Annotated in this window: 21 protein-coding genes; 9 read left to right on the top strand and 12 right to left on the bottom strand. The window is 73.2% G+C overall.

What is annotated here, in order from left to right; all coding sequences use genetic code 11:
- Both Q1V71_RS15005 and Q1V71_RS15000 read left to right on the top strand, forming a co-directional pair.
- Nucleotides 1-508 (top strand): HNH endonuclease signature motif containing protein (locus Q1V71_RS15005; RefSeq protein ID WP_300644779.1); only part of this gene is annotated, 508 nt, incomplete at its 5' end.
- Nucleotides 509-816: 308 nt separating this feature from the next.
- On the top strand, nucleotides 817-1,263 hold the full coding sequence (locus Q1V71_RS15000) for a hypothetical protein (RefSeq protein WP_300644778.1): 447 nt from the start codon (nucleotides 817-819) through the stop codon (nucleotides 1,261-1,263).
- Between the two features lie 8 nt (nucleotides 1,264-1,271).
- Here the strand turns inward: Q1V71_RS15000 and Q1V71_RS14995 are convergent, their stop codons facing one another.
- Both Q1V71_RS14995 and Q1V71_RS14990 read right to left on the bottom strand, forming a co-directional pair.
- Nucleotides 1,272-1,463, bottom strand: coding sequence for a DUF5302 domain-containing protein (locus Q1V71_RS14995; protein WP_300644777.1), 192 nt, complete (start codon nucleotides 1,461-1,463; stop codon nucleotides 1,272-1,274).
- Nucleotides 1,464-1,549: 86 nt separating this feature from the next.
- Nucleotides 1,550-2,743, bottom strand: coding sequence for an acyl-CoA dehydrogenase family protein (locus Q1V71_RS14990; RefSeq protein ID WP_300644776.1), 1,194 nt, complete (start codon nucleotides 2,741-2,743; stop codon nucleotides 1,550-1,552).
- Nucleotides 2,744-2,920: 177 nt separating this feature from the next.
- Here Q1V71_RS14990 and Q1V71_RS14985 point away from each other — a divergent pair, with 177 nt between their 5' ends.
- Nucleotides 2,921-3,976, top strand: a complete 1,056-nt coding sequence (locus Q1V71_RS14985; protein ID WP_300644775.1) for an endonuclease/exonuclease/phosphatase family protein — start codon at nucleotides 2,921-2,923, stop codon at nucleotides 3,974-3,976.
- Nucleotides 3,977-3,979: 3 nt separating this feature from the next.
- Here the strand turns inward: Q1V71_RS14985 and Q1V71_RS14980 are convergent, their stop codons facing one another.
- The 3 genes from Q1V71_RS14980 to Q1V71_RS14970 form a co-directional block, all read right to left on the bottom strand.
- Complete coding sequence (locus tag Q1V71_RS14980) at nucleotides 3,980-5,089, bottom strand: hypothetical protein (RefSeq protein ID WP_300644773.1); 1,110 nt, start codon at nucleotides 5,087-5,089, stop codon at nucleotides 3,980-3,982.
- 9 nt (nucleotides 5,090-5,098) lie between these two features.
- A complete protein-coding gene (locus Q1V71_RS14975; protein WP_300644772.1) occupies nucleotides 5,099-6,676 on the bottom strand; it encodes an endonuclease/exonuclease/phosphatase family protein in 1,578 nt (525 codons plus the stop codon).
- A gap of 98 nt (nucleotides 6,677-6,774) precedes the next feature.
- Nucleotides 6,775-8,892 (bottom strand): acyltransferase family protein, encoded by a 2,118-nt coding sequence (locus tag Q1V71_RS14970; RefSeq protein ID WP_300644770.1) that lies wholly within the window; start codon nucleotides 8,890-8,892, stop codon nucleotides 6,775-6,777.
- A gap of 44 nt (nucleotides 8,893-8,936) precedes the next feature.
- On the opposite strand from Q1V71_RS14970, the gene Q1V71_RS14965 reads away from it, so the two are divergent.
- Entirely contained in the window at nucleotides 8,937-10,031 is a 1,095-nt protein-coding gene (locus tag Q1V71_RS14965) for an endonuclease/exonuclease/phosphatase family protein (RefSeq protein WP_300644768.1), read from the top strand.
- Here Q1V71_RS14965 and Q1V71_RS14960 read toward each other — a convergent pair.
- The 6 genes from Q1V71_RS14960 to Q1V71_RS14935 form a co-directional block, all read right to left on the bottom strand.
- Nucleotides 9,991-11,109, bottom strand: coding sequence for a hypothetical protein (locus Q1V71_RS14960; RefSeq protein WP_300644766.1), 1,119 nt, complete (start codon nucleotides 11,107-11,109; stop codon nucleotides 9,991-9,993). The genes Q1V71_RS14965 and Q1V71_RS14960 overlap by 41 nt on opposite strands.
- Nucleotides 11,106-11,297, bottom strand: coding sequence for a DUF6752 domain-containing protein (locus Q1V71_RS14955; RefSeq protein ID WP_300644764.1), 192 nt, complete (start codon nucleotides 11,295-11,297; stop codon nucleotides 11,106-11,108). The genes Q1V71_RS14960 and Q1V71_RS14955 overlap by 4 nt, the downstream gene beginning before the upstream one ends.
- A gap of 5 nt (nucleotides 11,298-11,302) precedes the next feature.
- Nucleotides 11,303-12,862, bottom strand: a complete 1,560-nt coding sequence (locus Q1V71_RS14950; RefSeq protein WP_300644762.1) for a class I SAM-dependent methyltransferase — start codon at nucleotides 12,860-12,862, stop codon at nucleotides 11,303-11,305.
- Nucleotides 12,863-12,869: 7 nt separating this feature from the next.
- Complete coding sequence (locus tag Q1V71_RS14945) at nucleotides 12,870-14,177, bottom strand: phospholipase D-like domain-containing protein (protein ID WP_300644761.1); 1,308 nt, start codon at nucleotides 14,175-14,177, stop codon at nucleotides 12,870-12,872.
- Between the two features lie 96 nt (nucleotides 14,178-14,273).
- Complete coding sequence (locus Q1V71_RS14940; protein ID WP_300644759.1) at nucleotides 14,274-15,359, bottom strand: hypothetical protein; 1,086 nt, start codon at nucleotides 15,357-15,359, stop codon at nucleotides 14,274-14,276.
- 9 nt (nucleotides 15,360-15,368) lie between these two features.
- Complete coding sequence (locus tag Q1V71_RS14935) at nucleotides 15,369-16,475, bottom strand: hypothetical protein (protein ID WP_300644758.1); 1,107 nt, start codon at nucleotides 16,473-16,475, stop codon at nucleotides 15,369-15,371.
- 56 nt (nucleotides 16,476-16,531) lie between these two features.
- Here Q1V71_RS14935 and Q1V71_RS14930 point away from each other — a divergent pair, with 56 nt between their 5' ends.
- Genes Q1V71_RS14930 through Q1V71_RS14915 form a run of 4 tightly spaced genes read left to right on the top strand, consistent with a single transcriptional unit; the run spans nucleotide 16,532 to nucleotide 19,971 of the window.
- A complete protein-coding gene (locus Q1V71_RS14930) occupies nucleotides 16,532-17,818 on the top strand; it encodes a CBS domain-containing protein (RefSeq protein ID WP_300644756.1) in 1,287 nt (428 codons plus the stop codon).
- Nucleotides 17,811-18,398, top strand: coding sequence for a DUF1003 domain-containing protein (locus Q1V71_RS14925; protein ID WP_300644754.1), 588 nt, complete (start codon nucleotides 17,811-17,813; stop codon nucleotides 18,396-18,398). The genes Q1V71_RS14930 and Q1V71_RS14925 overlap by 8 nt, the downstream gene beginning before the upstream one ends.
- Nucleotides 18,399-18,409: 11 nt before the next feature.
- A complete protein-coding gene (locus Q1V71_RS14920; protein ID WP_300644753.1) occupies nucleotides 18,410-19,570 on the top strand; it encodes a P-loop NTPase in 1,161 nt (386 codons plus the stop codon).
- Between the two features lie 41 nt (nucleotides 19,571-19,611).
- Nucleotides 19,612-19,971 (top strand): sec-independent translocase, encoded by a 360-nt coding sequence (locus tag Q1V71_RS14915; RefSeq protein ID WP_300644752.1) that lies wholly within the window; start codon nucleotides 19,612-19,614, stop codon nucleotides 19,969-19,971.
- Nucleotides 19,972-19,978: 7 nt separating this feature from the next.
- Here Q1V71_RS14915 and Q1V71_RS14910 read toward each other — a convergent pair whose 3' ends face one another.
- On the bottom strand, nucleotides 19,979-20,515 hold the full coding sequence (locus tag Q1V71_RS14910) for a hypothetical protein (RefSeq protein ID WP_300644751.1): 537 nt from the start codon (nucleotides 20,513-20,515) through the stop codon (nucleotides 19,979-19,981).
- Nucleotides 20,516-20,651: 136 nt separating this feature from the next.
- On the opposite strand from Q1V71_RS14910, the gene Q1V71_RS14905 reads away from it, so the two are divergent.
- The gene (locus Q1V71_RS14905) at nucleotides 20,652-21,332 is read left to right on the top strand and encodes a hypothetical protein (RefSeq protein WP_300644750.1); all 681 of its coding nucleotides are present in this window, start codon (nucleotides 20,652-20,654) and stop codon (nucleotides 21,330-21,332) included.
- Nucleotide 21,333 lies beyond the last annotated feature (1 nt).

Genomic DNA, 21,333 nt, shown 5'->3' with positions numbered 1-21,333 from the left:
CCTCTCCGACGCAGCCCTCACCGGAGCACCCCAGATCGACCCCGTCACCGGCAAGCTCGGCCTCAACCTCGCAAGGGTCGACAACCACCGCCAGCTCCTCACCGCCGACGCCATCCGCGACTGGTGCGGCACCCCCGGCACCCAGGTCATCGTCAAGCCCGTCATCGACCTCCACGACACCGTCGCCGTCAGTTCCTACGAGGTCCCCGACCGCATCGCCACCCGGGTCAAGCTGGCCCGCACGACCTGCACCTTCCCCCACTGCAACAGACCAGCCGAGACCGCCGACCTCGACCACACCGTCGAGTACTCCGACACCGGCCCACCCGACCAGACATCGACAGACAACCTCGCACCCCTGTGCCGGCACGACCACAGAGCGAAGACCCACCCCTCACCAGCAGGCACACCATGGCGAGTCACCGGACTCAGTCCAGGCCACTGGCTCTGGACCAGCCCCCACAGCCAGCACTACCTCGTCCACCCCGACGGCACCACCCCACTCTGAGCACCTGAGCGCGCTCGCAGCCCGACCACCACCCCGGCGGCCGGGCTACCAGCACGCCCACACCCAGCCTCACCGCTGACGCCGAGCGGGCAAGACGTCCGAGGAGCCGTCTCCCACTGATGCTCGCGGCGTGGGCGAGCCGCCAGGGGCCCCGACCGCCGAGGCATCGAGCCGCGCCGCGCGTCCGCTGCGGGCGGTGGAGGACGACTCGCGAGGCATGCTCGCGGCACGTCCTCCAGCTCGGCGGCCGGAGCGACCTCTGCGCCCGAGCTCCACTGGGTGTCGGGGCCAGCCCCTAGCCTGCTGCCATGCCTGCCGGTTCCTGCCCGATCTGCGCAGGTCATCGCGGTGAGGGCCCGCTGGTCGCGCCCGTGGTGTGGCACGACGACCTGGTGTGGGTCAAGCACGTGGTCGACCGGGCGATGCCCGTTCCGCTCGGACACCTGGTCGTCGAGACGGCCCGGCACACGGCGTACGTCGACTCGCTGCGCGACGACGAGGCAGCAGCGCTCGGGGTCGCCCGCCGCCGGGCCGCGGTCGCTCTCCGCGCCGAGCTCGACGTCGAGGCTGTGCACGCCTACCTCAGCAACCGATCGCTCGAGCACGTCCACGAGCACGTCGTGGCCCGGTACCACGGCACTCCGAGCGCAGTCCCCTGGCACGAGTCGGCGGAGTGGATCGATGCGCCCCGCGGTGACCTCGCCACGGTCACGGCGCTGTGCGAGCGCCTGGCCCGGCACTTCCCGAGCGGCTGAGGCCCCGGTCAGCTCCCCCCGCCGCCGGCCTTGCGCCGGTGGGTGCGGGGGCCGCCGCCGACGACCTCGGAGCCGTGGGCCTTCTCCTTGGTCGGGCCGGCCTTGGGGACGCCCCGGTCGTTGCTCTGCTTGCGCTCGAGCGCTTCCTTCATCTTGGCCTTGATGTCGTCGGTGGACGAGTTCCCGCTCTGCTCAGCCATACCCCCACCATGACGCCACGAGGCGCCGAGGTCCAGCGAATTCGCGTGGTCCTCGGCGCCTCGTGCGGCACGTGCTGCTCAGCCGGTCAGGCCTTGTACTCCTTCAGCAGCGCGCGGCCGATGATCATCTTCTGGATGTCGGAGGTGCCCTCGCCGATGAGCATGAACTTGACCTCGCGCATGATCCGCTCGATCTCGTACTCCTTGGAGTAGCCGTAGCCGCCGTGGATGCGGAAGGCGTCCTCGACGACCTCGTTGGCGTACTCCGAGGCGACCATCTTGGCCATGCCGGCCTCGACGTCCATGCGCTTGCCGGTGTCCTTCATCCGCGCCGACTTCACCATCATCGCGTGGGCGACCTCGACCTTGGTGGCCATCTCCGCGAGGCGGAAGAGCACGGCCTGGTGGTCGGCGATCTGCTTGCCGAAGGTCTTGCGCTGCTGGGCGTAGGCGATCGCGAGCTCGAAGCCGCGCCAGGCCAGGCCGCACGCGCGGGCGGCGACGTTGACGCGGCCGACCTCGACGCCGTCCATCATGTGGAAGAAGCCCTTGCCCGGCTCGCCACCGAGGATCTGGTCGGCGGAGATCTTGTGGCCCTCGAAGACCAGCTCCGTGGTCTCGACGCCCTTGTAGCCCATCTTGTCGATCTTGCCGGGGACGGTGAGCCCGGGAGCGGTCTCGCCGAAGCCGGCCTCCTTCTCCACCAGGAAGGTCGTCATGTTCTTGTAGACCGAGTCCGCACCCTCGTCGGTCTTGACCAGGGTGGCGACCAGGGTCGAGGTGGCGCCGTTGGTCAGCCACATCTTCTGGCCGGTGATGGAGTAGGTGCCGTCGTCGTTCTTGGTGGCCTTGGTGGAGATGGCCGCGACGTCGGAGCCCAGGCCCGGCTCGGACATGGAGAACGCGCCGCGGACCTCGCCGGTGGCCATCCGCGGGAGGTACTTCTGCTTCTGCTCCTCGGTGCCGTGCTGCATGAGCATGTAGGCCACGATGAAGTGGGTGTTGATGACGCCGGAGACGCTCATCCAGCCGCGCGCGATCTCCTCCACGCACAGGGCGTAGGTCAGCAGCGACTCACCCAGACCGCCGTACTCCTCGGGGATCATCAGGCCGAAGACCCCGAGCTCCTTGAGGCCCTCGATGATGTCGGTGGGGTACTCGTCGGCGTGCTCCAGCTCGTTCGCGACAGGGATGATCTCCTTGTCGGTGAAGGCCCGCACGGCCTTGAGGATCTCGATCTGGTCCTCGGTGAGTCCCTCGGTCTCGCACAGCCGGCTCATGCTGGTCCTTCCACGTCGACGCGGCCCCACCGGGCCGGGGGCTGGGTGTTGGGTCTGGTGTTACCCGACAGTAACCGACCCACGCACGAGCCGGGAGACCCGTTCGGCCCCCGGCTGGTGTGACGGCTCCTACACTGGGCGTGGCCGATCATGACAGGTGCACGCACAGGTGGGTTGATGGACGAACCGAAGGGACCCTGGCTCGAGGCCGTGGGTCTGGTCGTCATCCTCACCCTCGCCGCCGGCGCCTTCTGGGTCTCGCTGCGTCCGGGACCGACCGAGCCGGTGGCCACAGGCACGAGCAGCTCCTCGACCCCGGCCGCCCGGCCGGCGCAGGAGGTCGTGACCGGCGGGACGCTCAGCGCCGCGGAGCAGCGTGCGCAGCGGCGCCAGGAGGACCGCGGCGGCCAGGCCGTCCCGCGCCCCCAACGCATCCCGGGCGGGGTGCTCCAGCGCGCGGAGCGCTGCGTGATCAGCACCGACTCCTCCCTCGAGGTCGCCTCCTTCAACATGCGCTCGGGCTGGAACCGCGACCGCAGCCGCCTGATGCTCCCGACGCTGGCGCAGGAGATGGCCGCGCTGCAGGTCGACGTCCTGCTGCTGCAGGAGGTCGACAAGAACCGCATCAACAGCGGCCGCGTCGACCAAGCCGCCTACCTCGCGGGCCAGCTCGGCATGGAGTACGCCTTCGCGACCAACGTGCTACGCCCAGGCGACAGCAGGTACGGCACGGCCGTGCTGTCGGCGTACCCGATCGTGGAGTCGGCCAACACCCTGCTCCCCCGCCCCGGCGGCACCCAGCAGCGCGGGCTGCTGCGCGCGGTCCTCGAGATCGCCCCCGGCCGGAGGGTGAGCGTCTACACCACGCACTTCGAGCACACCTCCGAGGGCGCGCGCATCCAGCAGGCGCGCGCCGCGGCACAGGTGATCGCCCAGGACCCGTACCCCGCCGTGGTCGGCGGCGACATGAACTCGCGGCCCGCCTCGACGGCGATGAACACGCTGCGCACCGTCGCGACCGACACCTGGGCGGTCGGCGGCGAGGGCGCGGGCCTCACCCATCCCTCGACCAGCCCGCGCAGCCGGATCGACTACCTCCTGCACCGCGGCGACCTCGGCGTCAACGCCGTGACGACCTTCCCGAGCCAGGTCTCCGACCACCGGGCCGTGCGCGCGTCCTACGACCTCACCCCCGGCGCCCCGGACGAGATCGAGCTGCCGTTCGGCTGCTGAGGCCTAGGACCGACCGAGCACCCGGCGTACGCCGCGGCCGACCCGGGCCCGCCACCCGGGCTCGAGCGCGGCGAGCTGGCGGTCCTTGACCTCCCTGTGCGACTCCAGCTGGCGCGAGACCATCGTCGTGAGGGCGGCGACCGACGCCTGGGCCACCTGCTCCTCGGTGACCTCCTGCTCGTCGGGGGCGAAGGACTCCTCGCGCGGCAGCAGGTCCTCGACGTCGCCGACGACGTCGTACCCACCGCTGCGCAGGTGCTCGACGTAGGCCTCGGAGAGCTCCTGGCACCAGGCGGCCTCGCTGCGCGGCAGCAGGATCCGGCGGCCCTCGGTGCCGCCGAGGACCGCGACCGAGAAACCGCGCTTGCCCACGTCGCCGTAGACGTCGCGACGCTTCAGCTCGTCGGGGATGCCCGCGTTGACCCGGCGCAGCACCTCGGCCTGCTCCAGCCGCAGGCCGCGGTTGTCCCGGCCCACGCTCGACCGGTCCAGGTGGGCCGGGTCGACACCCAGGACGGAGCAGAACCGGCGCAGCAGCAGGTCCTTCTCCGCGCCGGCGGGCGGGACCGTGACCACGTGGATGCGCTCGGCGGGGACGTGGCGCCCCCACTTCTCCAGCACTGCCGGCAGGTCCTTCTGCCACCAGATGGGCGCCGGCGTGCCCTGGGTCTCGTGCAAGCGCGCGAGGTAGGCCGGGAAGGTGATCGAGCGACCCGACTGCAGGCCCTGCTGCCACACCGAGGGGATCTGGCGCGCGAGGTCGCGGGCGGTCACCACCAGGTGGACCTCGCGGTCGGCGCACGCGTCCAGCAGCCGGCGCAGCTGGTGGTCCTCGGCCGGGGAGAACGACTCCTCGGAGACCAGCGCCGCCCGCCCGGGCGCGGTGCGCAGCGCCTCCGGGAGGCCCTGGAGCACCTCGCGGGCCTGCGGCGGATTGTGCGGCCGGAGCCGGTCGCGCACGTCGAGCATCAGCCAGTACGCCTCGCGGCGCTGCCGCGGGTGGACGTCGAGCCCGTGCTCGCGCAGGACGTCCTGGTTGCCCAGGAAGAGCCCCTGGAGGTAGGACGTCCCGGTCTTCTGCAGACCGATGTGGAGGTAGAGCGGCCGGGTCACGGGCACACCCTAGGGCTGCGCAGGCTCCGTCGGCTCGGTCGGCTCCGTGGGCTCGGTCGGCTCCTCGACCACGGGCGGGTCTGCGATCGCACCGAAGGTCCGAACCCGCGACTTGTAGGCCTTCTTCGCGGTCTCGGTGCGCAGCACGGTGCGCTCGGTGACGATGCTGCGGGCCAGGGCGCGGTCGAGCTCCAGCACGGTCTTCGGCGTCGCTCCGGCGCGGCTGGCGAGCACGGTGGTGCGCGGGACCGTCGCGTCGATGGCCTCGGGGCGGTGCCGCAGCCAGGAGCCGGGGATCTCGGCCAGGCGTCGCACGAGGAACTCCTCGACCGGGGTGTTGGCCGCGGTGCCGCTCAGCACCTGCACGGTCACCCCGCGGCGAGCCGCGTCGAGCAGCTTCTTGGCGAAGCGACGCATGTCCAGCGAGGAGGTCTGCACCCGCAGCGTCCCGCCCTCGGGCACGCTGCGCAGCGCGGTGAGCAGCGAGCGCGCGACGGCGCTGCGGGCCCGCGGAGAGGCGGCCGCCGGGTCGTTGACGGTGGTGCCGGCCGCGAAGCTGATCACCGGCTCGCCGACGGTCTGCTCGGGCAGGGAGAGCTCGACGACGAGGGCGTCGTGGTCGGAGTTCAGCTCCCGGGTGAACTGCGACAGCACGCTGAAGACCGCGGCCGGACGGACCATGACGTAGTCGATCGTGGCGCCGAAGTGGTCACCGGTCGGGTCGTAGCGGCCCGAGAGGTCGTAGACGGCGTTCATCCCGTGCTGCTGCAGCAGGGTGCGGGGATACTCCCGGGACTTGTAGTGGCGGTTGAAGTCGCCGCCGACCAGGACCGGGCCGCTCGAGCTGAGCTGGCCGACGAGGGCGCCGAGGCGCTGGATCGAGGGACCGAGCAGCTTGGAGGTGCGCTCGGACTTGGGTGCGATGTGCACCGAGACGAGCGAGACGGTCTGCCGGCCGTCGACCGAGCGCAGCGTGACCCAGTTGGCGTAGCGCACGCCCCACATGACGCGCTGGCCGCGGCCGTAGCCCTGCAGGTTGCTGATCATCGTGGTCCCGCGGGCCTCGGCGGTCCACCGGTCGGTGCGCCACACGACGGGCGTGGCGCCCATGTACTGGCCCGGGGTGCGCCAGATGGCGTAGCCGGCCGGGGCGAGGTACTGCGGCTGGCGCATCGGGACCTCGTTGTAGGTCACGAAGTCGGGGCAGGTCTTGAAGACCTTGCGCAGGTCGGCGCGGAACTTCGACAGCTCGGTGCCGGACTTGATGTTGGCCTGGACGACCTCCACCGACGTGACCGGGTCGGGGTCGACCGGCGGGCTCGTGGGGCTCGCGGTCGCGGTGGGGCTCGGGCTGGCCGTCGCGGTGGCGCTCGGGTCCGCAGTCGGGCTGACCGTCGGGCTGGCCGTCGGCGTGGGGGTCGGGGTGAACGTCGAGGGCTCGGGCTCGCTCGCGCAGCCGGTCGCCGCGGCGAGCTCCAGCCCACCGTCGTACGTCGTCGGGAGGCCGCCGTCGAGGGCGAGGACGGCTGCTCCGGCCGTCGCCAGGGTGGCGGCGAGTCCGGCGGCCAGAGCCCGGCGCAGCAGCATCGTCGTGTCTCCTCGGGGCAGCGCGGGAGCACCTCGTGCGCTCTCGTCACAGGAATCACAACAGCAACACGAGCCACACGTCCAGGGGTCCGCGACAACTACAGACGTGTAATTCGCAAGGCCTCCGCGAGGGTGTCCGCGAGGTGCTCGGAGTAGGCCGTCGTCATGTGCTCGGAGTCGCGCATCGTGATGAACCGACCGACCACCGACGGGCACCGCAGCCCTTCGCAGAACCACTTCTCCGCATCGATCGCCTCCACCCCGACACGCTCCGCGACCTCCATGAAGCCACGCTGCAGCCGCCGTGGCGCCCGCTCCGGGCTCAGCAGGCACTCCCCCAGGTCCGAGGCGCGGGAGAGGCAGACCGCCTGCTCGCGCTGGAGCTTCGGGGTGTTGGCCAGCAGCACGACCCGGTCTGCGTCGGCGCCCAGCCGCTGCAGGGCCGCGGCCAGACCGCGGTCCAGCGCGTCGCCGAAGACCTCCGGACCCTCCGAGCGCTCGACCACCTCGCCGGTGTCGACGTCGAGCACCGGGGCCAGCGGGGCGTTGGAGACCAGGACCAGCTCGGGCTGGAGGTCGGCGACCGTGTCGAGGGTGAAGTCCACGAAGTCGGTGCACTCCTCCCACTCCCGACCGGTCTCCGGGTCCAGCCGGATGGCGAGGTTGGTCGGGCACCCGGTGTAGGCCAGCGTGAGCACGCGGTAGCCCAGCCGCTCCCCCAGCAGCCGCACCGCGGGGCTCCAGGCCCGCGCGTGGGAGTCGCCGGCGAGGACGATCACCCGGTCGGCGTCGGCGTCGCCCTCGGGGCACAGCTCGCGGGTGCCGGTGCGGTAGTCGCAGTCACCCAGGGACGCGGTGTCGCTGCGGATGTCGACCAGTCCGGGGACCAGTCCCCCGGGGATCGGCCGACCCTCCTCGGCCGCCAGCACCGAGGCCTGCACCAGCGCGCGCACCGGGTCGCGGGAGAGCCCCTCCCGCGCGTAGTCGGCCACCTCGATGGCGGGGTTGTCCTGGGTGCTCGCCAGCCGCTGGTCCAGCCACAGCTGGGAGGCGAGCACGCCGATCGCCAGGGTGCCGACGGCGGCGGGGTACATCGGCAGCGCCCAGCGCGCGCGGTCCCAGCGGCTGCCGCGGCGGCGGAAGGGCTGCTCGACCAGGTGGTAGGTCAGGCCGCTGAGCACGCCGATCACCACGACACACACCAGCGCCGCCAGCGGCGAGAGGCCGCCGAGGTAGCTGCGCGCGACCACGATCACCGGGAAGTGCCACAGGTAGATCGAGTAGGACCAGTCCCCCACGACCTGCATCGGAGGCACGGACAGCGCGCGGGCGACCAGCGTGCGGTCGCCGCCGGGCAGGGCACCGGCCAGCAGGAGCGCCACCGCGCCCAGGACCGGCACGGCTGCGACGACGCCCGGCACGGGCGAGGCCGGGGTCAGGACCAGGGCGGCCGCCACGACCATGACGACGCCGGCCCCGGCGAGCAGCCCGGGCGCCGGCCCGGGAGCCGGCCCGGGCGAACGGTGCCCGGCGGCCGCCGACGCCGTACGTCGGTGCAGGACGACGGCCAGCAGGGCACCGGCCCCCAGCTGCCAGCCGCGGGTGAAGGTCGAGAAGTAGGCGGTGTCCGGGGAGGCGTAGGTGGCCCAGACCGACCACGCCAGCGAAGCGAGGACCAGCACCGTCAGGACGTGCTGGATGCCGGCGACCGGGTCACGGCGGCGGCGCACCGCGAGCGCGGCGACGACCAGCAGGAGCACCGGCCAGACGAGGTAGAACTGCTCCTCGACCGCCAGCGACCAGTAGTGCTGCAGCGGGGAGACCGGCTGGCCCTCGGCGAAGTAGTCGGTCTCGACCATCGCGAAGCGGACGTTGGCTGCGAAGAGCGTCGACCACCAGGCGTCGGTGAGGATCTCGGTGACCCGTACCACCGGCAGCAGGACTGCGGAGGCGACGCAGGTCGCCACCAGCACGACCGTGGCCGCGGGCAGGATCCGCCGGGCCCGGCGGGCGTAGAAGTCGACCAGCGCCCCGCGGAGGCCGGGCGCGTCCGGCCGCTCCCGGGCACGCAGCAGCAGCCCGGTGATGAGGAAGCCGGAGATGACGAAGAAGACGTCCACCCCGACGTAGCCGCCCGGGACCAGGTCGACCCCGAGGTGGGTGACCACGACGAGCAGCACGGCGACCGCACGCAGGCCCTGGACGTCGGTGCGCATCGGCTCCTCCGGGGTGACGGGGTTCGGGTAAGGTGACCCGGGTCATGTCGGACCCCAGCAAGCACCGCGCCCCGACCCCTCGGGCTCCCCGGAGTGTAGTGCGGCGGGCCCTCGCAGCCGCGGTGGCGCTGACCGTCGTGGGTGTCGGCGTGGCCGCCGCCACCCAGGTCCCGGATCTCGTCGACGGCGGTGCCGCTTCCATGAGCATCAGCGGCCGCACCTCCACCCCCGTGGTCGAGGAGGCACCCCAGGCCGTCGTGCCGGGCGTGGAGCTGCGCCTGACCAAGGCCCGGATCGCCGAGCTCGAGCGGCTGGAGAGGCTCGCCGCGGCCAAGGCTGCCCGTGAGAAGGCCGAGCGGATCGCTGCCCGGAAGGCGGAGAAGGCCGCGGCCCAGCCGTTCACCTTCCAGGTCGCCTCCTTCAACGTCCTCGGCAGCAACCACACTGCCCCCGGTGGCGAGCGCCGCAGCTTCCCGCCCGCGGGCGCCCGCACCCCGCAGGCTGCCGCCGTGATCCGCAGCCACGGCACCGACCTCGTCGGTCTGCAGGAGGTCAAGCCCGACCAGCTCGTCGGGCTCACCCGGGCGACCGGGATGGTCGCCTGGCCCGGTGCCGGCGCCGCCGACCCGGACAACTCCGTGATGTGGGACCCCGCCCGCTTCGAGCTGGTCGAGGGGTCAACCTTCTACGTCACCTTCATGAGCCGGCCGCGCCCGCAGACCGTCGTGAGGCTGCGCGACCGCGAGACCTTGCGCGAGTTCTACCTCGTCAACATGCACACCTCCGCCGGTCACGACCCGCGCAACACCTCCACCCGCGTCGCCGGGTGGGACCGGGGCGCCGCCGAGGTCCGCGCGCTGCGCGCGACCGGGCTCCCGGTGCTGGTGACCGGCGACATGAACGACCGGGCCGCCTTCTTCTGCCGCTTCCTGCCGCCCACCGGGTTCGTCGCCGCCGTCGGCGGGAGCACCGCGGGCGGCTGCCGCCCGCCGGCCCGGATGCCGGTCGACTGGGTCGTCGGCAGCCCCGACGTCGCGTTCAGCGGCTACGTGATCGACGAGTCCACCGTCAACCGGCGCATCAGCGACCACTTCTACATCAGCGCGACCGCGACCGTCGCGCCCGCAGACGCCGGCTGACCGCGTCCCGGACCCCACCGGCGGCCCCGCCCCCGGACCCGACGGCGCCGGCCTCGCGGACCTCCGCGCGCAGCGCCCGGACGTCGCCCAGGAGCCCCGCGATGACCTCGGCAGCCGCCTCGGCGACCTCCGCGTCGGTGACGCTGTCCGGCGTACGCCGGGGCTCGAGCTCGTCGGGCACGAGCAGCCACGCGGGGTCGCCCACGACGTCCACGCCGCGCTCGGCCAGCAGGGCGACCGCGCGCTCGCCCCGGGCGCGGCAGTCGGCCACCTGGTCGGGGTAGGGCCAGAATCGCTCGCCGCCGCGGGTCACCAGCCGCTCGTCGGCCAGGAAGGTGCGGATCCACACGCCCCGGTCGAAGGCGGAGCGGAACTCCCCGAGGTGGGCGTTGACCCGGCGCAGCAGCTCGGCCTCGACCACGCCCATCGACTCGTTGGGGAAGGAGCCGGACACGTCCACCGCCGCGTGGTCCAGGCCCAGCACCCCGGCGAAGCGACGCCAGATCTCCTCGCGGTCCGCGCTGCGGTCCAGCGGCAGGACGTGGACGCGGTCGGCGGGGACCGCCTCCAGCCAGCGGTCCAGGACCAGGGACAGGTCGAGGGTGCGCCAGTCCCAGATCGCCTCCGGGCTCGCGGACTCGGTGCGGCCGTAGTCGGCCATCGGGGTGGTGCTGCGGTTCTTCAGGCTCTCCTGCCAGCTGGCGGTGAACAGCCCCAGCGGCTCGCGCGCGGTGACCAGCAGGTGCACCTCGCGGTCCCCGGCGGCGAGCTGCTCGACGACGGTGCGGGCCTGCTCCGCGGAGGCTGCGGCGAAGAACTCGTGGGAGACCAGCACGTCGCCCTCGGCGGCGGCCACGTCGGCGAGCACCCGGCCCATCGCCTCGTGCTCGCGGTCGGGACGACGCCGCCCGCCCGGCTCCTCGCGCACCACGCGGGAGACCCACAGGTGGTCGCGGCGCTCCCGGCCGGGCAGCACCAGGCCCTGGGCGGCCACCGCGTCGCGCTGGCCCCACAGGATGGTCTGCAGGTAGGTCGTCGCGGTCTTGGGGAGACCGACGTGCAGGAAGGCCCGCCTCACAGGCTCTGCTGGAATGCGGCGATCGCCGCGTCCACCCGCTCCTGGTCGCGCTGGGCCATCGGCACCAGCAGCTCCTGCACGAGGTCGGCCAGCTCGGCCAGCCGCAGGTTGTGCCGCCGGAGGTCGGCGACCTCCTGCTCCAGCCGTGCGACCCGCTCGACGAGCTCGTTGTCCCGCTTCAGTCCCACTGTCCTCAGTCCCACTGTGCGACCACCTTTCCGACCGATCCCTTGCCGCCGTCCGATCCCCCGCCGGGAGCCTCGGCGACGTCCAGCACGGTGCCCCCGTGCCGCTCGAGCAGCTTCTGCACGCGGCCGACCTTCATCGGCACCAGTCCCGCGCTGCCGCGGCCGCGGCCGGTCCAGGTCTGGACGTACAGCCGCCCGCCGCCACGCAGCGTCATCGACGCGAGCCGGCCCAGCGACTGCCGGCCGAACTCGTCGGTGGCGTCGAGCACGTGCCGCGCCAGCATCGCGCGCGGGCCCTCGGGGAGCCGGCTCACCCGGGCGCCCTCGCTGAGCACCCAGCGCCACTCGTCGAGGTTGAGCGCACGGACCTCCAGGGGCAGCTCGCGCCGGGCCGCCGTGCGCTGGGCCTTCTGCAGCCCACGAGGGGCGAAGTCGTAGGCGACCGTGGGGTGCCCCTGGCGGGCCAGCCAGAGCGCGTCGCGGCCACGGCCGGCCCCGACGTCCAGCACGAGGGTGCCCGGGGCCTCGGCCCGTCGCAGCTGCTTGGCCAGCGCCGAGGACCCCTTCGGGACCTGGCGTCGGCGACGCTGGGCCGCGCGGCGCTCCCAGTCGCGGCGGGCGTGCCCGGTGCCGCGGAACCACTGGTTGAGCAGCTCGGTCACCTGGCGCGGGGTCTCGAACTTGAACGCGGGGTCCGGCACCTGCCACGACGGCCCGTACATCACCTCGAGCAGCTTCTCCGGCCGCGCCGGTGCTGGGTACTCCCGCCCGCGCAGCGTCGTGGTGCCCAGCGGGAGCAGCCACTCGCGCTCGAAGGGGTGTCCCACCTCGCCCATGAGGTAGAGCCGGCCCCCGTCGAGGAAGCCGCCGAAGACGTCGAGGAAGCGGGTGGCCCCGTCGGCCTCGACGACCTCGACGCGGAACGCCAGGCCGCTGTAGCGGTAGGTCGCCCAGCCGCGGTCGGCCACGGCCCGCTGGAGGCGGAAGGACTCGCGCACCACGTCGACCGGGCTGGAGTGGGAGGAGACGTAGCCCAGGTCGGCGTCGGAGTCGTGCCCGAGGAAGTCGCCCTCCCGCACCGCGCCGAGCAGGGTGCCGTACGCCGGGAAGGCCGCGACGCCGTGGGCCGCGAGCACGTCCAGCAGCTCGCTCATGGCGTCCAGCAACGGGTCCAGGTCGGCGGCGGTGCGCTCGGCGAAGACCGGGCTGAAGCGGTCGGACTTGTCCAGGCTGATCGGGTGCCCCTGGCGGTCGACGAACTCCACCCGGCGCTCGTCGTCGGTGAACGCGACCTCGCCGGACCACACGTCGGCGCCGCTGACGTGCTCGCGCAGCGTCACCGAGCCGGTGCCGACCAGGTGCGGGCGCATGGCCGGAGGCCAGGTGATGCTCCGCCCCAAGCCGCCGGCCAGACCGCCGGCGCCGCCGCCGCGGCTGGTGTCGCGGCGCACCCAGAAGGACCAGATGCGCCGGTCGTCGAAGAGGACGTCGACCACGCGGTCGGACCCGAGGGCCACGAGGCCGACCCCGTCGGCGTCGACGCGCAGGACACGCAGGTCGAGCAACGCGACCTCAGTCCATGTCGACGTGCTGGTACGGGTCCGGGTTCGGCGGCGCGTCGGCGCGGCGGGCGGCGTTCGGCGGCGGGTTCTCGAACCAGCGGTCGATGAAGCGCTGGTAGAGCAGCGTGTTGCGGCGACCGACCAGCTTGCCAATCTGCTCGTCGGAGCGGCTCGCTCCGTCGGAGGTGTTGGCCGAGCCGTTGAAGGTGACGTGCGCGGTGCGGTCGGCACCCAGTCGGCCGTTGATGGTCAGCACCTTGAGGTGGAAGTAGTTGTCGAAGTCGCCGTCGCCGTCGAAGTCCTGCACCAGGTGCCGGATCGGCACGGGACCGCGACCGCCGCCGGCGGTGAGGATGCGCTTGGCCTCCACACCCATCACGGTGTAAGCGACGCGCACGTCACAGCCCTGGTCCCACAGCGCCTTGAGCCGCCGGGCGGCGATGTTGCCGCGCTTGCCGCGGATGACATCGGGAGCGCTGCGCACGATGGTGCGGCCGTTGGCGTTCCCGGCGTTCTCGGCACCGAAGCAGCGGATGTCGTCCATCGCCTTCTGCACGGGGTCGCCCTTGAAGTCCTTGCCGTAGTAGGGCGAGAAGTAGAGGCTGTAGCGGTTGCCCTCGAAGGCGCGGTAGGCGTTCTTGCGGGGCTGGTCGAGCCACATCTCGTCGAAGATCTCCTCGGCGAAGTCGTAGAGCTTCGTCCGGCCGACGTAGGTGTAGATCTCGTTCCACTGGTTGGCCGCGGACGCGGTGGTGAGGTTGGCGCTGCCCTGGATGAGCACGTCGCGCGAGAGGCCGACCTTGTCGAAGAGGAACATCTTGGTGTGGGCGGCACCGCTCCTGCCCCGGCACGAGCCCTTGCACATGCGCGCGTAGGACTTCGTCGCGTTCTTCTCGCGCTTGCCGTTGGTGGCGGCGAGGCCAGCCTTGAGCCGGCGGAACGACGGGTTGTCGGTGTCGACGTCGTTGTTCGAGGCGTCCATGAGCACCCGCACCGTGGTGCCGCGGCGGGCCCGCTCGATCAGGGCATCGGCGGCCTGGGGGTTCATGAAGTTCCAGGTCATGATCTTGATCGTGCCCTTGGGCGAGGTGTGGCGGATCGTCTGGATGATCTTGTCCAGGATCGCCCGGCGCTGGGCGGGCTCGCCGACCGCGGTGTTGAAGGTCGGCCCCTCCTTGGCCCGGTACGTCGGCTTGCGCTCGACCGCGCTGGCGACCGAGCCGCCGGGGACCGAGGCGCCCGGCGCGAGCAGCGCGGGCACGAGCGGGAGGACCAGGGCCACGAGCAGGCCTGGGACGAGGAGACGGAGACGGAGCACGGAGACTCTCCCGGGAGTTCGGACGCCCACCGCACAGCGGCCGGACGCCTAGGAGCACAGACGCAGGGCAGGCTACACGTGCAAGATGATCAGGCCCTACCTGCCGCGTCCGCGCAGCAAGCCCTTGCGGGCGCCGGATCCGTCCCCCGCCGCCGCGCCCACGGCCACCGGCGAGGTCCCGCGGTAGAGCTCGGCCTCCGGCTTGGCGCGCCCACGCCACTCCTCCAGCACCCGGGCGAGGTCGTCGGCCGGCACGGCGCCGGGCACGGTCGGGCACCCGGGCAACGGCTGCAACGGGTCCACCTCGTCCAGCACCTTCAGGTCGCGCAGGTCGGCCAGCGGCTCCTCGACCTGCAGGCGGTAGAAACGCTCGAGCTGGCGCTGGAGCGCGTCGGGCTCCAGGCCCCGGGAGATGAGCTGACGCAGGGTGCGAGCGGTCTGGCGACGCTCTGCCCGGTAGGCGGCCCGCGGGCCGGAGGCCACCATGGCGGTCCATTTCCGGCAGAAGTCCTCCAGCGAGTAGGACTCGTAGTGGTGGACGACCCAGGCCTCGTCCTCCAGGCCCGGGTCCTGGCTGCGGTCGTCGTGAGCCACCTTGTGCAGGGTCAGCCAGCGTTCGGCCCCGATCCGCACCGCGGACTTGCCCATCACGTGCCCACGGATCCAGGACTGGTTGCTGGGCTCGGCCAGCAGTCCCAGCCCGTGGAGCAGCGCGAGGTCGTCGTCCTCCAGCTCGCGCTTGAAGGCGGTGGGCTGGCCCTCCCAGCCGCTGCTGGAGACCGCCTCCCGCACGGCCAGGCGCAGCGCCGTGGCGTCGGCCGGCACCGCCTCCAGAGCGGAGCGGTCCACCCGCACGACCTCGTCGCCGTCGATGTGGAGCAGCCAGCCGCGGCCCAGCCCCAGCCCGTCGAGCACGCGGCGGGTGACGTTGGCGTTGATGCACTGGCGCACGTTGAGCTCGCGCGGCCGGTCCCCGCCCCACCAGGCACCGCCGGCGCGGACCGCGGTCACCCGCGGGTGCTGCTCGAGGTAGGTGAGGACCTCGCCCTGCCCCTCGTCGGAGGGTGCGTCGACGAACACCACCAGGTGGTCGACCCCGCCGGCCAGGTTGCCCTCCACGTAGCGCCGGACGTGCTCGAGGCTGTCCTTGACGGTGCTCGCGGCGACCAGGGGCGTGCTCATGGGCGCACCCTAGTGCGGCCGGCGCCGGCGCCAGGGACGCCGGGAGCGGCGGGCAGCGGGTCCGACAGCGCGAGCCCGCAGCATGTCGGCGACCGCGGCCGGGTCCACGTCGGCCGGCCACGGCACGTCGGGGGGCGGGTCGCCCGGTCGGGCCAGCACCGGGTCGAGGTCGGTGGGGTCGCCGTGCACCAGGTGCCTCGCCGACGTCACCTCCCCCAGCCAGACATGGGTGGCGGCGGTCAGCAGCGGCCCGAGGCTGGCGGGGGTCCGCGCGGGAGTGGAGGACCGCGCGGCCAGCTCCTGCTCGGCCCAGCCCCGCTTGACCACGCGGTGGTGGACCTCGGTGCTCATCGGGGGCTCGTCGGCGGCGAGCAGCCGGTTGACCTCGCGCACGAGCGCGACCTCCGGGGCCCCCAGCGAGGGGTTGCCCGCGACCGGCAGCGCCGGGTCCACCGGGCCGTCGGGCCCCGTCGGCACGCCCAGGGCCTCGGCGAACCGGCGCCACAGCTCCTCCCGGGGCGCCCCCGGCGCCGGTCCGACCACGAGGTGGCCGGTCGCCCCACCTGCGGTCCAGCGGGCCAGCGTGTCGGCGAGGTCCTGGCCGTGCCAGAACCTCGGCCGCACCCCGCCGGCGTCGGGCCCGTCGTCACGACCGGTGTCGGCTCGCAGCTCCTCGGCCTCGAACGTCGCGAAGGAGCGGGTGTCGCCGAGCTTCACCCGCTCCTGCCAGTGGGCCACCGCCTGCCGCCCGAGGTCGCGGGCGGTCACCACCACGTGGACGTCCAGGCCGTCGAGGTGCGCCAGCGCTGCCACCGCCTGCTCCGTCGTGGCGCCCGCGAGCACCTCGTGCCCGAGCACGACGTCGCCGCCGGTCTCGCCCACGTGGCGGCGGGCCTCCGCGCACAGCGCGGACCAGGCGCCGTCCACGCGGGACGTGTCGAGGCCGAGCAGGTGCGCGCTGCGGCGTACGTCGGCGGCGGCGCGGAAGTGGGTGCCCGGCCCGAGGTCGGGGTAGAGCCAGCCCGCGGCGAGCAGCGGCTCGCGGTGCGCGGCGAGCAGCGCCTGGAGGTGCGTGGTGCCCGTCTTGGTCAGGCCCACGTGGACGACGACGCGCACCCGGCCATCGTGCCACTGACCCGGCCCGTCCATCCTCAGGGGGATAGCCTCGGGTCGTGAGCTCCAGCCCGGTCCGCGTGTACGCCGCACGGCTGGTCGGCCTCCCCATCTTCGACCCCCAGGGCGACCAGGTCGGCAAGGTCCGCGACGTCGTCGCGGCCGTGCGCTCGGAGACCAGCCAGCCGCGGGTGCTCGGCCTGGTCGGCGAGGTCTTCGGCCGGCGCCGGATCTTCGTGCCGATGACGCGGGTGACCAACATCGACGCCGGGCAGGTCTACACGACCGGGCTGCTCAACATGCGCCGCTTCGAGCAGCGCACCACCGAGACCCTGGTGATCGGCCAGATGCTCGACCGCACGGTCACCATTCCCGGCAGCGGGGTCACCGGCACGGTCTACGACGTGGCGATGGAGCAGGCCCGCAACCGCGACTGGGTGCTCTCCCGGGTGGCGGTGCAGGAGCCGGGCAAGGGGCTGCGCCGGCGCGGGCAGACCCACGTCGTGGAGTGGCGCGACGTCGAGGGGTTGACCCGGCGCGACGAGGCCCAGGGCGCCACCCACCTCGTCCACGCGCTCAACGAGATGAAGCCGGCCGACGCGGCCAACATGATCCACGAGCTGCCGCCCGAGCGGCGCAGCGCCGTGGTGAGCGCGCTCGACGACGAGCGGCTCGCCGACGTGCTCGAGGAGCTGCCGGAGGAGGACCAGGTCGAGATCCTCAGCCACTTGGAGGAGGAGCGCGCCGCGGACGTCCTGGAGGAGATGTCCCCCGACGACGCGGCCGACCTGATCGCCGAGCTGCCGCCGGAGACCGCGACCGCGCTGCTGGACCTGATGGAGCCTGAGGAGGCCGAGGACGTCCGCCGGCTCATGTCCTACGTCCAGGACACCGCCGGCGCGATGATGACCCCCGAGCCGGTGATCCTCGGCCCGGACGCCACCGTCGCCGACGCCCTGGCCCACGTGCGCAACCCCGACCTAACGCCGTCCCTGGCCAGCCAGGTCTACGTCTGCCGGCAGCCCCTGGAGACCCCGACGGGCACGTTCCTCGGCGTCGGCCACATCCAGCGGCTGCTGCGCGAGATGCCCTCCTCGCTCGTGGCGGGGGCGCTCGACGACGGCAGCGAGACGCTGCGCCCGGAGATGACCATCGACGAGGTGGCGGCCCACCTGGCGACGTACAACCTCGTGGCCGCGCCGGTGGTCGACGAGGCCGGGCACCTGCTCGGCGCGGTCACGGTCGACGACCTGCTCGACCACATGCTCCCCGAGGGCTGGCGCGACCGCTCCCTGGGCCGCCGCAGCCAGCAGCTGCGCAGCCAGCGCGAGGTGAGCGGTGGCTGAGGCGCGCTCGGGCGGGTCCGAGCGGCGCCCGCGCCTGGACACCCCCCGCGAGGTCCGCCGCTCGCTGGTGCGGCGCCCGCGCTTCGACACCGACTCCTTCGGGGTCTTCGCCGAGGACTTCGCCCGCTTCATGGGCACCGCGACGTTCCTGCTCTACATGACGCTCTTCGTCGCGGCGTGGGTGGTGTGGAACAGCGTCGTGCCGGGCGAGTCCTCCTTCGACGACTACCCCTTCATCTTCCTGACCCTGATGCTCAGCCTGCAGGCGTCGTACGCCGCTCCGCTGATCCTGCTGGCCCAGAACCGCCAGGAGGTGCGCGACAAGGTCGTGGCCGAGCAGGACCGGCAGGCCAACGCCCGCGCCCACGCCGACATGGAGTTCCTCGCCCGCGAGGTCGCCTCTCTGCGGATGGCCGTCGGCGAGGTCGCGACGCGCGACTTCGTGCGCTCGGAACTGCGGGCGCTGCTGGCCGACATGGACGAGCGCGAGGCCGAGCGTCGCGAGCGGGAGGCCGACCGCGGGTCCGACGAGACGTCCGCCACGTCTCCCGAGGGCGGGGAGCAGCCGGGCAGCGCCTAGACTCGAGCATCATGAGCAGCACCCTCCTCGAGCAGGTCCGCGCCGCCCTGGCGACCGTGAACGACCCCGAGATCAAGCGACCCATCACCGACCTCGGCATGGTCGACACCCTCGAGATCGACGAGGCCGGCGGTGTGGACGTCACCGTGCTGCTCACCGTCGCCGGGTGCCCGCTGAAGGACACCATCACCCGCGACGTCACCGGCGCGGTCTCGAAGGTCCCCGGCATCACCGACGTGCGCCTGACCCTCGGGGTCATGACCGACGAGCAGCGCGCGGGCCTGAAGGAGATCCTCAGCGACGGCCGCGCGCAGCGCGAGATCCCCTTCGCCCAGCCCGGGTCGCTGACCAAGGTGTTCGCGATCGCCTCCGGCAAGGGCGGCGTCGGCAAGTCCTCGGTGACGGTCAACCTCGCCCTCGCGATGGCCGCCCAGGGCCTGAAGGTCGGCGTCGTCGACGCCGACATCTACGGCCACTCGGTGCCGGCCATGCTCGGTGTCGCCGACTCCCGCCCCACCCAGGTCGACGACCTGATCATGCCGGTCCCCACGGCCTCCGGCGTCTCGGTCATCTCCATCGGCATGCTCAAGCCGCGCCGCGACCAGGTCGTGGCCTGGCGCGGCCCGATGCTCGACCGGGCCCTGGTGCAGATGCTGGCCGACGTCTACTGGGGCGACCTGGACGTCCTGCTCCTCGACCTGCCGCCGGGCACCGGCGACATCGCGATCTCCCTGGGCCAGCACCTGCCCGGCGCCGAGGTCGTGGTCGTGACCACGCCCCAGGAGGCCGCCGCCGAGGTCGCCGAGCGCGCCGGCACGATGGCCTCGATGATGCACCAGCGCGTCGTGGGCGTCGTGGAGAACATGAGCTACCTCCCCTGCCCGCACTGCGACCCCGCCGAGGACCACCGCCTGGAGATCTTCGGCAGCGGCGGCGGCGAGCGCGTGGCCCGCACCCTCTCCGAGCGCTTCGGCTACACCGTGCCCGTCCTGGGCCAGGTGCCGCTGGACACCTCGCTGCGCGAGGGCGGCGACGCCGGCAAGCCGATCGTCGAGAGCGACCCGACGGCCCCGGCCGCGCAGGTCCTCACCGAGGTCGCCGGCAAGCTCGCCGGTCGCGGCCGCGGGCTGGCCGGCATGCAGCTCGGACTCACCCCGGCCGGCCGACTCTGACCTCCCCGCACGGCCAGCCAGTCGTGCCCTAGGCTTCCCACGTGTTCGGAGTCGGGCTGTCGGAGCTGGCCGTCATCGCGTTCGTCGCGGTGCTGGTCTTCGGACCCGACCGTCTCCCCGTGCTGGCCAAGCAGGCCGGCGCCTGGGTCCGCACCGCCCGCAAGTTCGCGATGAACGCACGCGACGAGCTGCGCGAGGAGCTCGGCCCGGCGTACGCCGACCTCGAGCTGCGCGACCTCGACCCGCGCACGATCGTGCGCAAGCACATCATCGAGGCGATGAACGAGGCCGGCGAGGACGACGACGACGAGGAGCTCGACGAGCTCCAGCAGCGCCGCCGGCGCAAGCAGCGCCCGCTCGACGAGGGCGAGGTCCCGCCCTTCGACCGCGAGGCCACCTGAGCGCTGCTCACCCGACCCGGGCCACCGCGGCCAGGGCGTCGAGCGCCACCAGGACCGGGCGACCCCCCAGGCCCGTGCGCAGCTCCACGAAGTCGGCGCCCACCCGGACCGGCACGCCCTCGACGCGACCGCCGTCGAGCCGGTGCCACCAGCACGGCTCCCCCGTGTCGGCGAGCCGGCGCAGCGCCGATCCGACCCCCAGCCTGCCCAGCGGCGACCAGGCCACCTCGGGCAGGGCCCGCTCCGAGGCGCCGCGCACCTCGACCACGGCGGCCGTGCGCACGACCCAGTCCGTGCCCGCCACCTCCAGCGACACCCAACCGGCGGCGACCCGGTCCAGGTGACCGGCCAGCCGGCCCACGCCCTGCACGTCCAGCTCCACGGGGCTCCCTGCGGTGGCAGCCAGCCGTGAGGCGAGCGTGACCGAGGCGTACTCCGCCCGCACACGATCGGCCAGCTCCGGCCCGCGCTCGGCGTCGTAGAGGGCCTCGGCCTGCTGCTCGAGGTCCTCGAGCAGCGAGAACACCTGCTCCTCCCACGCCATGTCTGGCACCTCCCCCGCCGTCCACGGCGGCAAACGCTCCTCCACAGGCCGCGCACGGCCGCATTGACACCGATGGCGAGGCGACGTCTACTGGTCCGGACAGATGCAAACAGACGCAAACGCAAGGTTCGACACGATGACTCTCGGGAACCCATCGATCGCGCGGTGTGCCGCGGTCTGGCTGAGCGCACTCGCCGTCGCAGCCGGGACCGTGGCGCTGCTCGCTCCCGACCTGCGTCCTGCCAGCGACGCACTCGACTTCGAGGCCGTCGTGGTCACCGCCTCTGCGTGGGCGCTCGTGGCCGCCGCGTGCTGGGCGCTGGTGGTGACCACGGTGGTGGTCGTCCCGGTGATGTGCTCCGCACCGGTCCCCCACCGCGGGCTCCCCGCACCGGTCCGGCGCGTGCTGCTGCGGGTCTGCGGTGCCGCCGTGGCCGGCGGCCTGGTGGCGGGCGCCGTCGCCGGACCGGCGGCCGCCACCCCCGGCAGCCTGGAGCGCGAGACCAGCGAGCGCGTCACGCAGACCGTGCAGCCGCCCGCGGGACCCCAGCCCGCCTCCGGCCCGGTCATCGTCCGCGACACCGCCGCCGTGACCGGCTCGCTCGTCGAGCGGGTCACGGTCCGGCCGGGCGACTCCCTGTGGCGGATCGCCGAGGCGACCCTGCGCGAGCACGGCCTGCCGGCCGGCGACGCCGACGTCGCGGCGTACTGGCCACGCATCCACGACGCCAACCGGGCCCTCGTCGGGCCCGACCCGCACCTCGTCCGACCCGGCGTGCCGCTCGTGCTGCCCGCCCCCGACCCGCAGGAGACCTGAG

This window comes from Nocardioides sp., from assembly GCF_030149505.1.
Taxonomy (GTDB): Bacteria; Actinomycetota; Actinomycetes; order Propionibacteriales; family Nocardioidaceae; genus Nocardioides.
This window is presented reverse-complemented; position numbering and strand designations above follow the sequence as displayed.

What these genes read in the sequence shown, in the direction of transcription:
- Q1V71_RS14940 (WP_300644759.1), bottom strand. Translation starts at nt 15,359, where the DNA reads ATGAGCACGCCCCTGGTCGCCGCGAGCACCGTCAAGGACAGCCTCGAG.
- Q1V71_RS14905 (WP_300644750.1), top strand. Translation starts at nt 20,652, where the DNA reads ATGACTCTCGGGAACCCATCGATCGCGCGGTGTGCCGCGGTCTGGCTG.
- Q1V71_RS14975 (WP_300644772.1), bottom strand. Translation starts at nt 6,676, where the DNA reads ATGCTGCTGCGCCGGGCTCTGGCCGCCGGACTCGCCGCCACCCTGGCG.
- Q1V71_RS14910 (WP_300644751.1), bottom strand. Translation starts at nt 20,515, where the DNA reads ATGGCGTGGGAGGAGCAGGTGTTCTCGCTGCTCGAGGACCTCGAGCAG.
- Q1V71_RS14985 (WP_300644775.1), top strand. Translation starts at nt 2,921, where the DNA reads ATGGACGAACCGAAGGGACCCTGGCTCGAGGCCGTGGGTCTGGTCGTC.
- Q1V71_RS14990 (WP_300644776.1), bottom strand. Translation starts at nt 2,743, where the DNA reads ATGAGCCGGCTGTGCGAGACCGAGGGACTCACCGAGGACCAGATCGAG.
- Q1V71_RS14995 (WP_300644777.1), bottom strand. Translation starts at nt 1,463, where the DNA reads ATGGCTGAGCAGAGCGGGAACTCGTCCACCGACGACATCAAGGCCAAG.
- Q1V71_RS15000 (WP_300644778.1), top strand. Translation starts at nt 817, where the DNA reads ATGCCTGCCGGTTCCTGCCCGATCTGCGCAGGTCATCGCGGTGAGGGC.
- Q1V71_RS14920 (WP_300644753.1), top strand. Translation starts at nt 18,410, where the DNA reads ATGAGCAGCACCCTCCTCGAGCAGGTCCGCGCCGCCCTGGCGACCGTG.
- Q1V71_RS14970 (WP_300644770.1), bottom strand. Translation starts at nt 8,892, where the DNA reads ATGCGCACCGACGTCCAGGGCCTGCGTGCGGTCGCCGTGCTGCTCGTC.
- Q1V71_RS14965 (WP_300644768.1), top strand. Translation starts at nt 8,937, where the DNA reads ATGTCGGACCCCAGCAAGCACCGCGCCCCGACCCCTCGGGCTCCCCGG.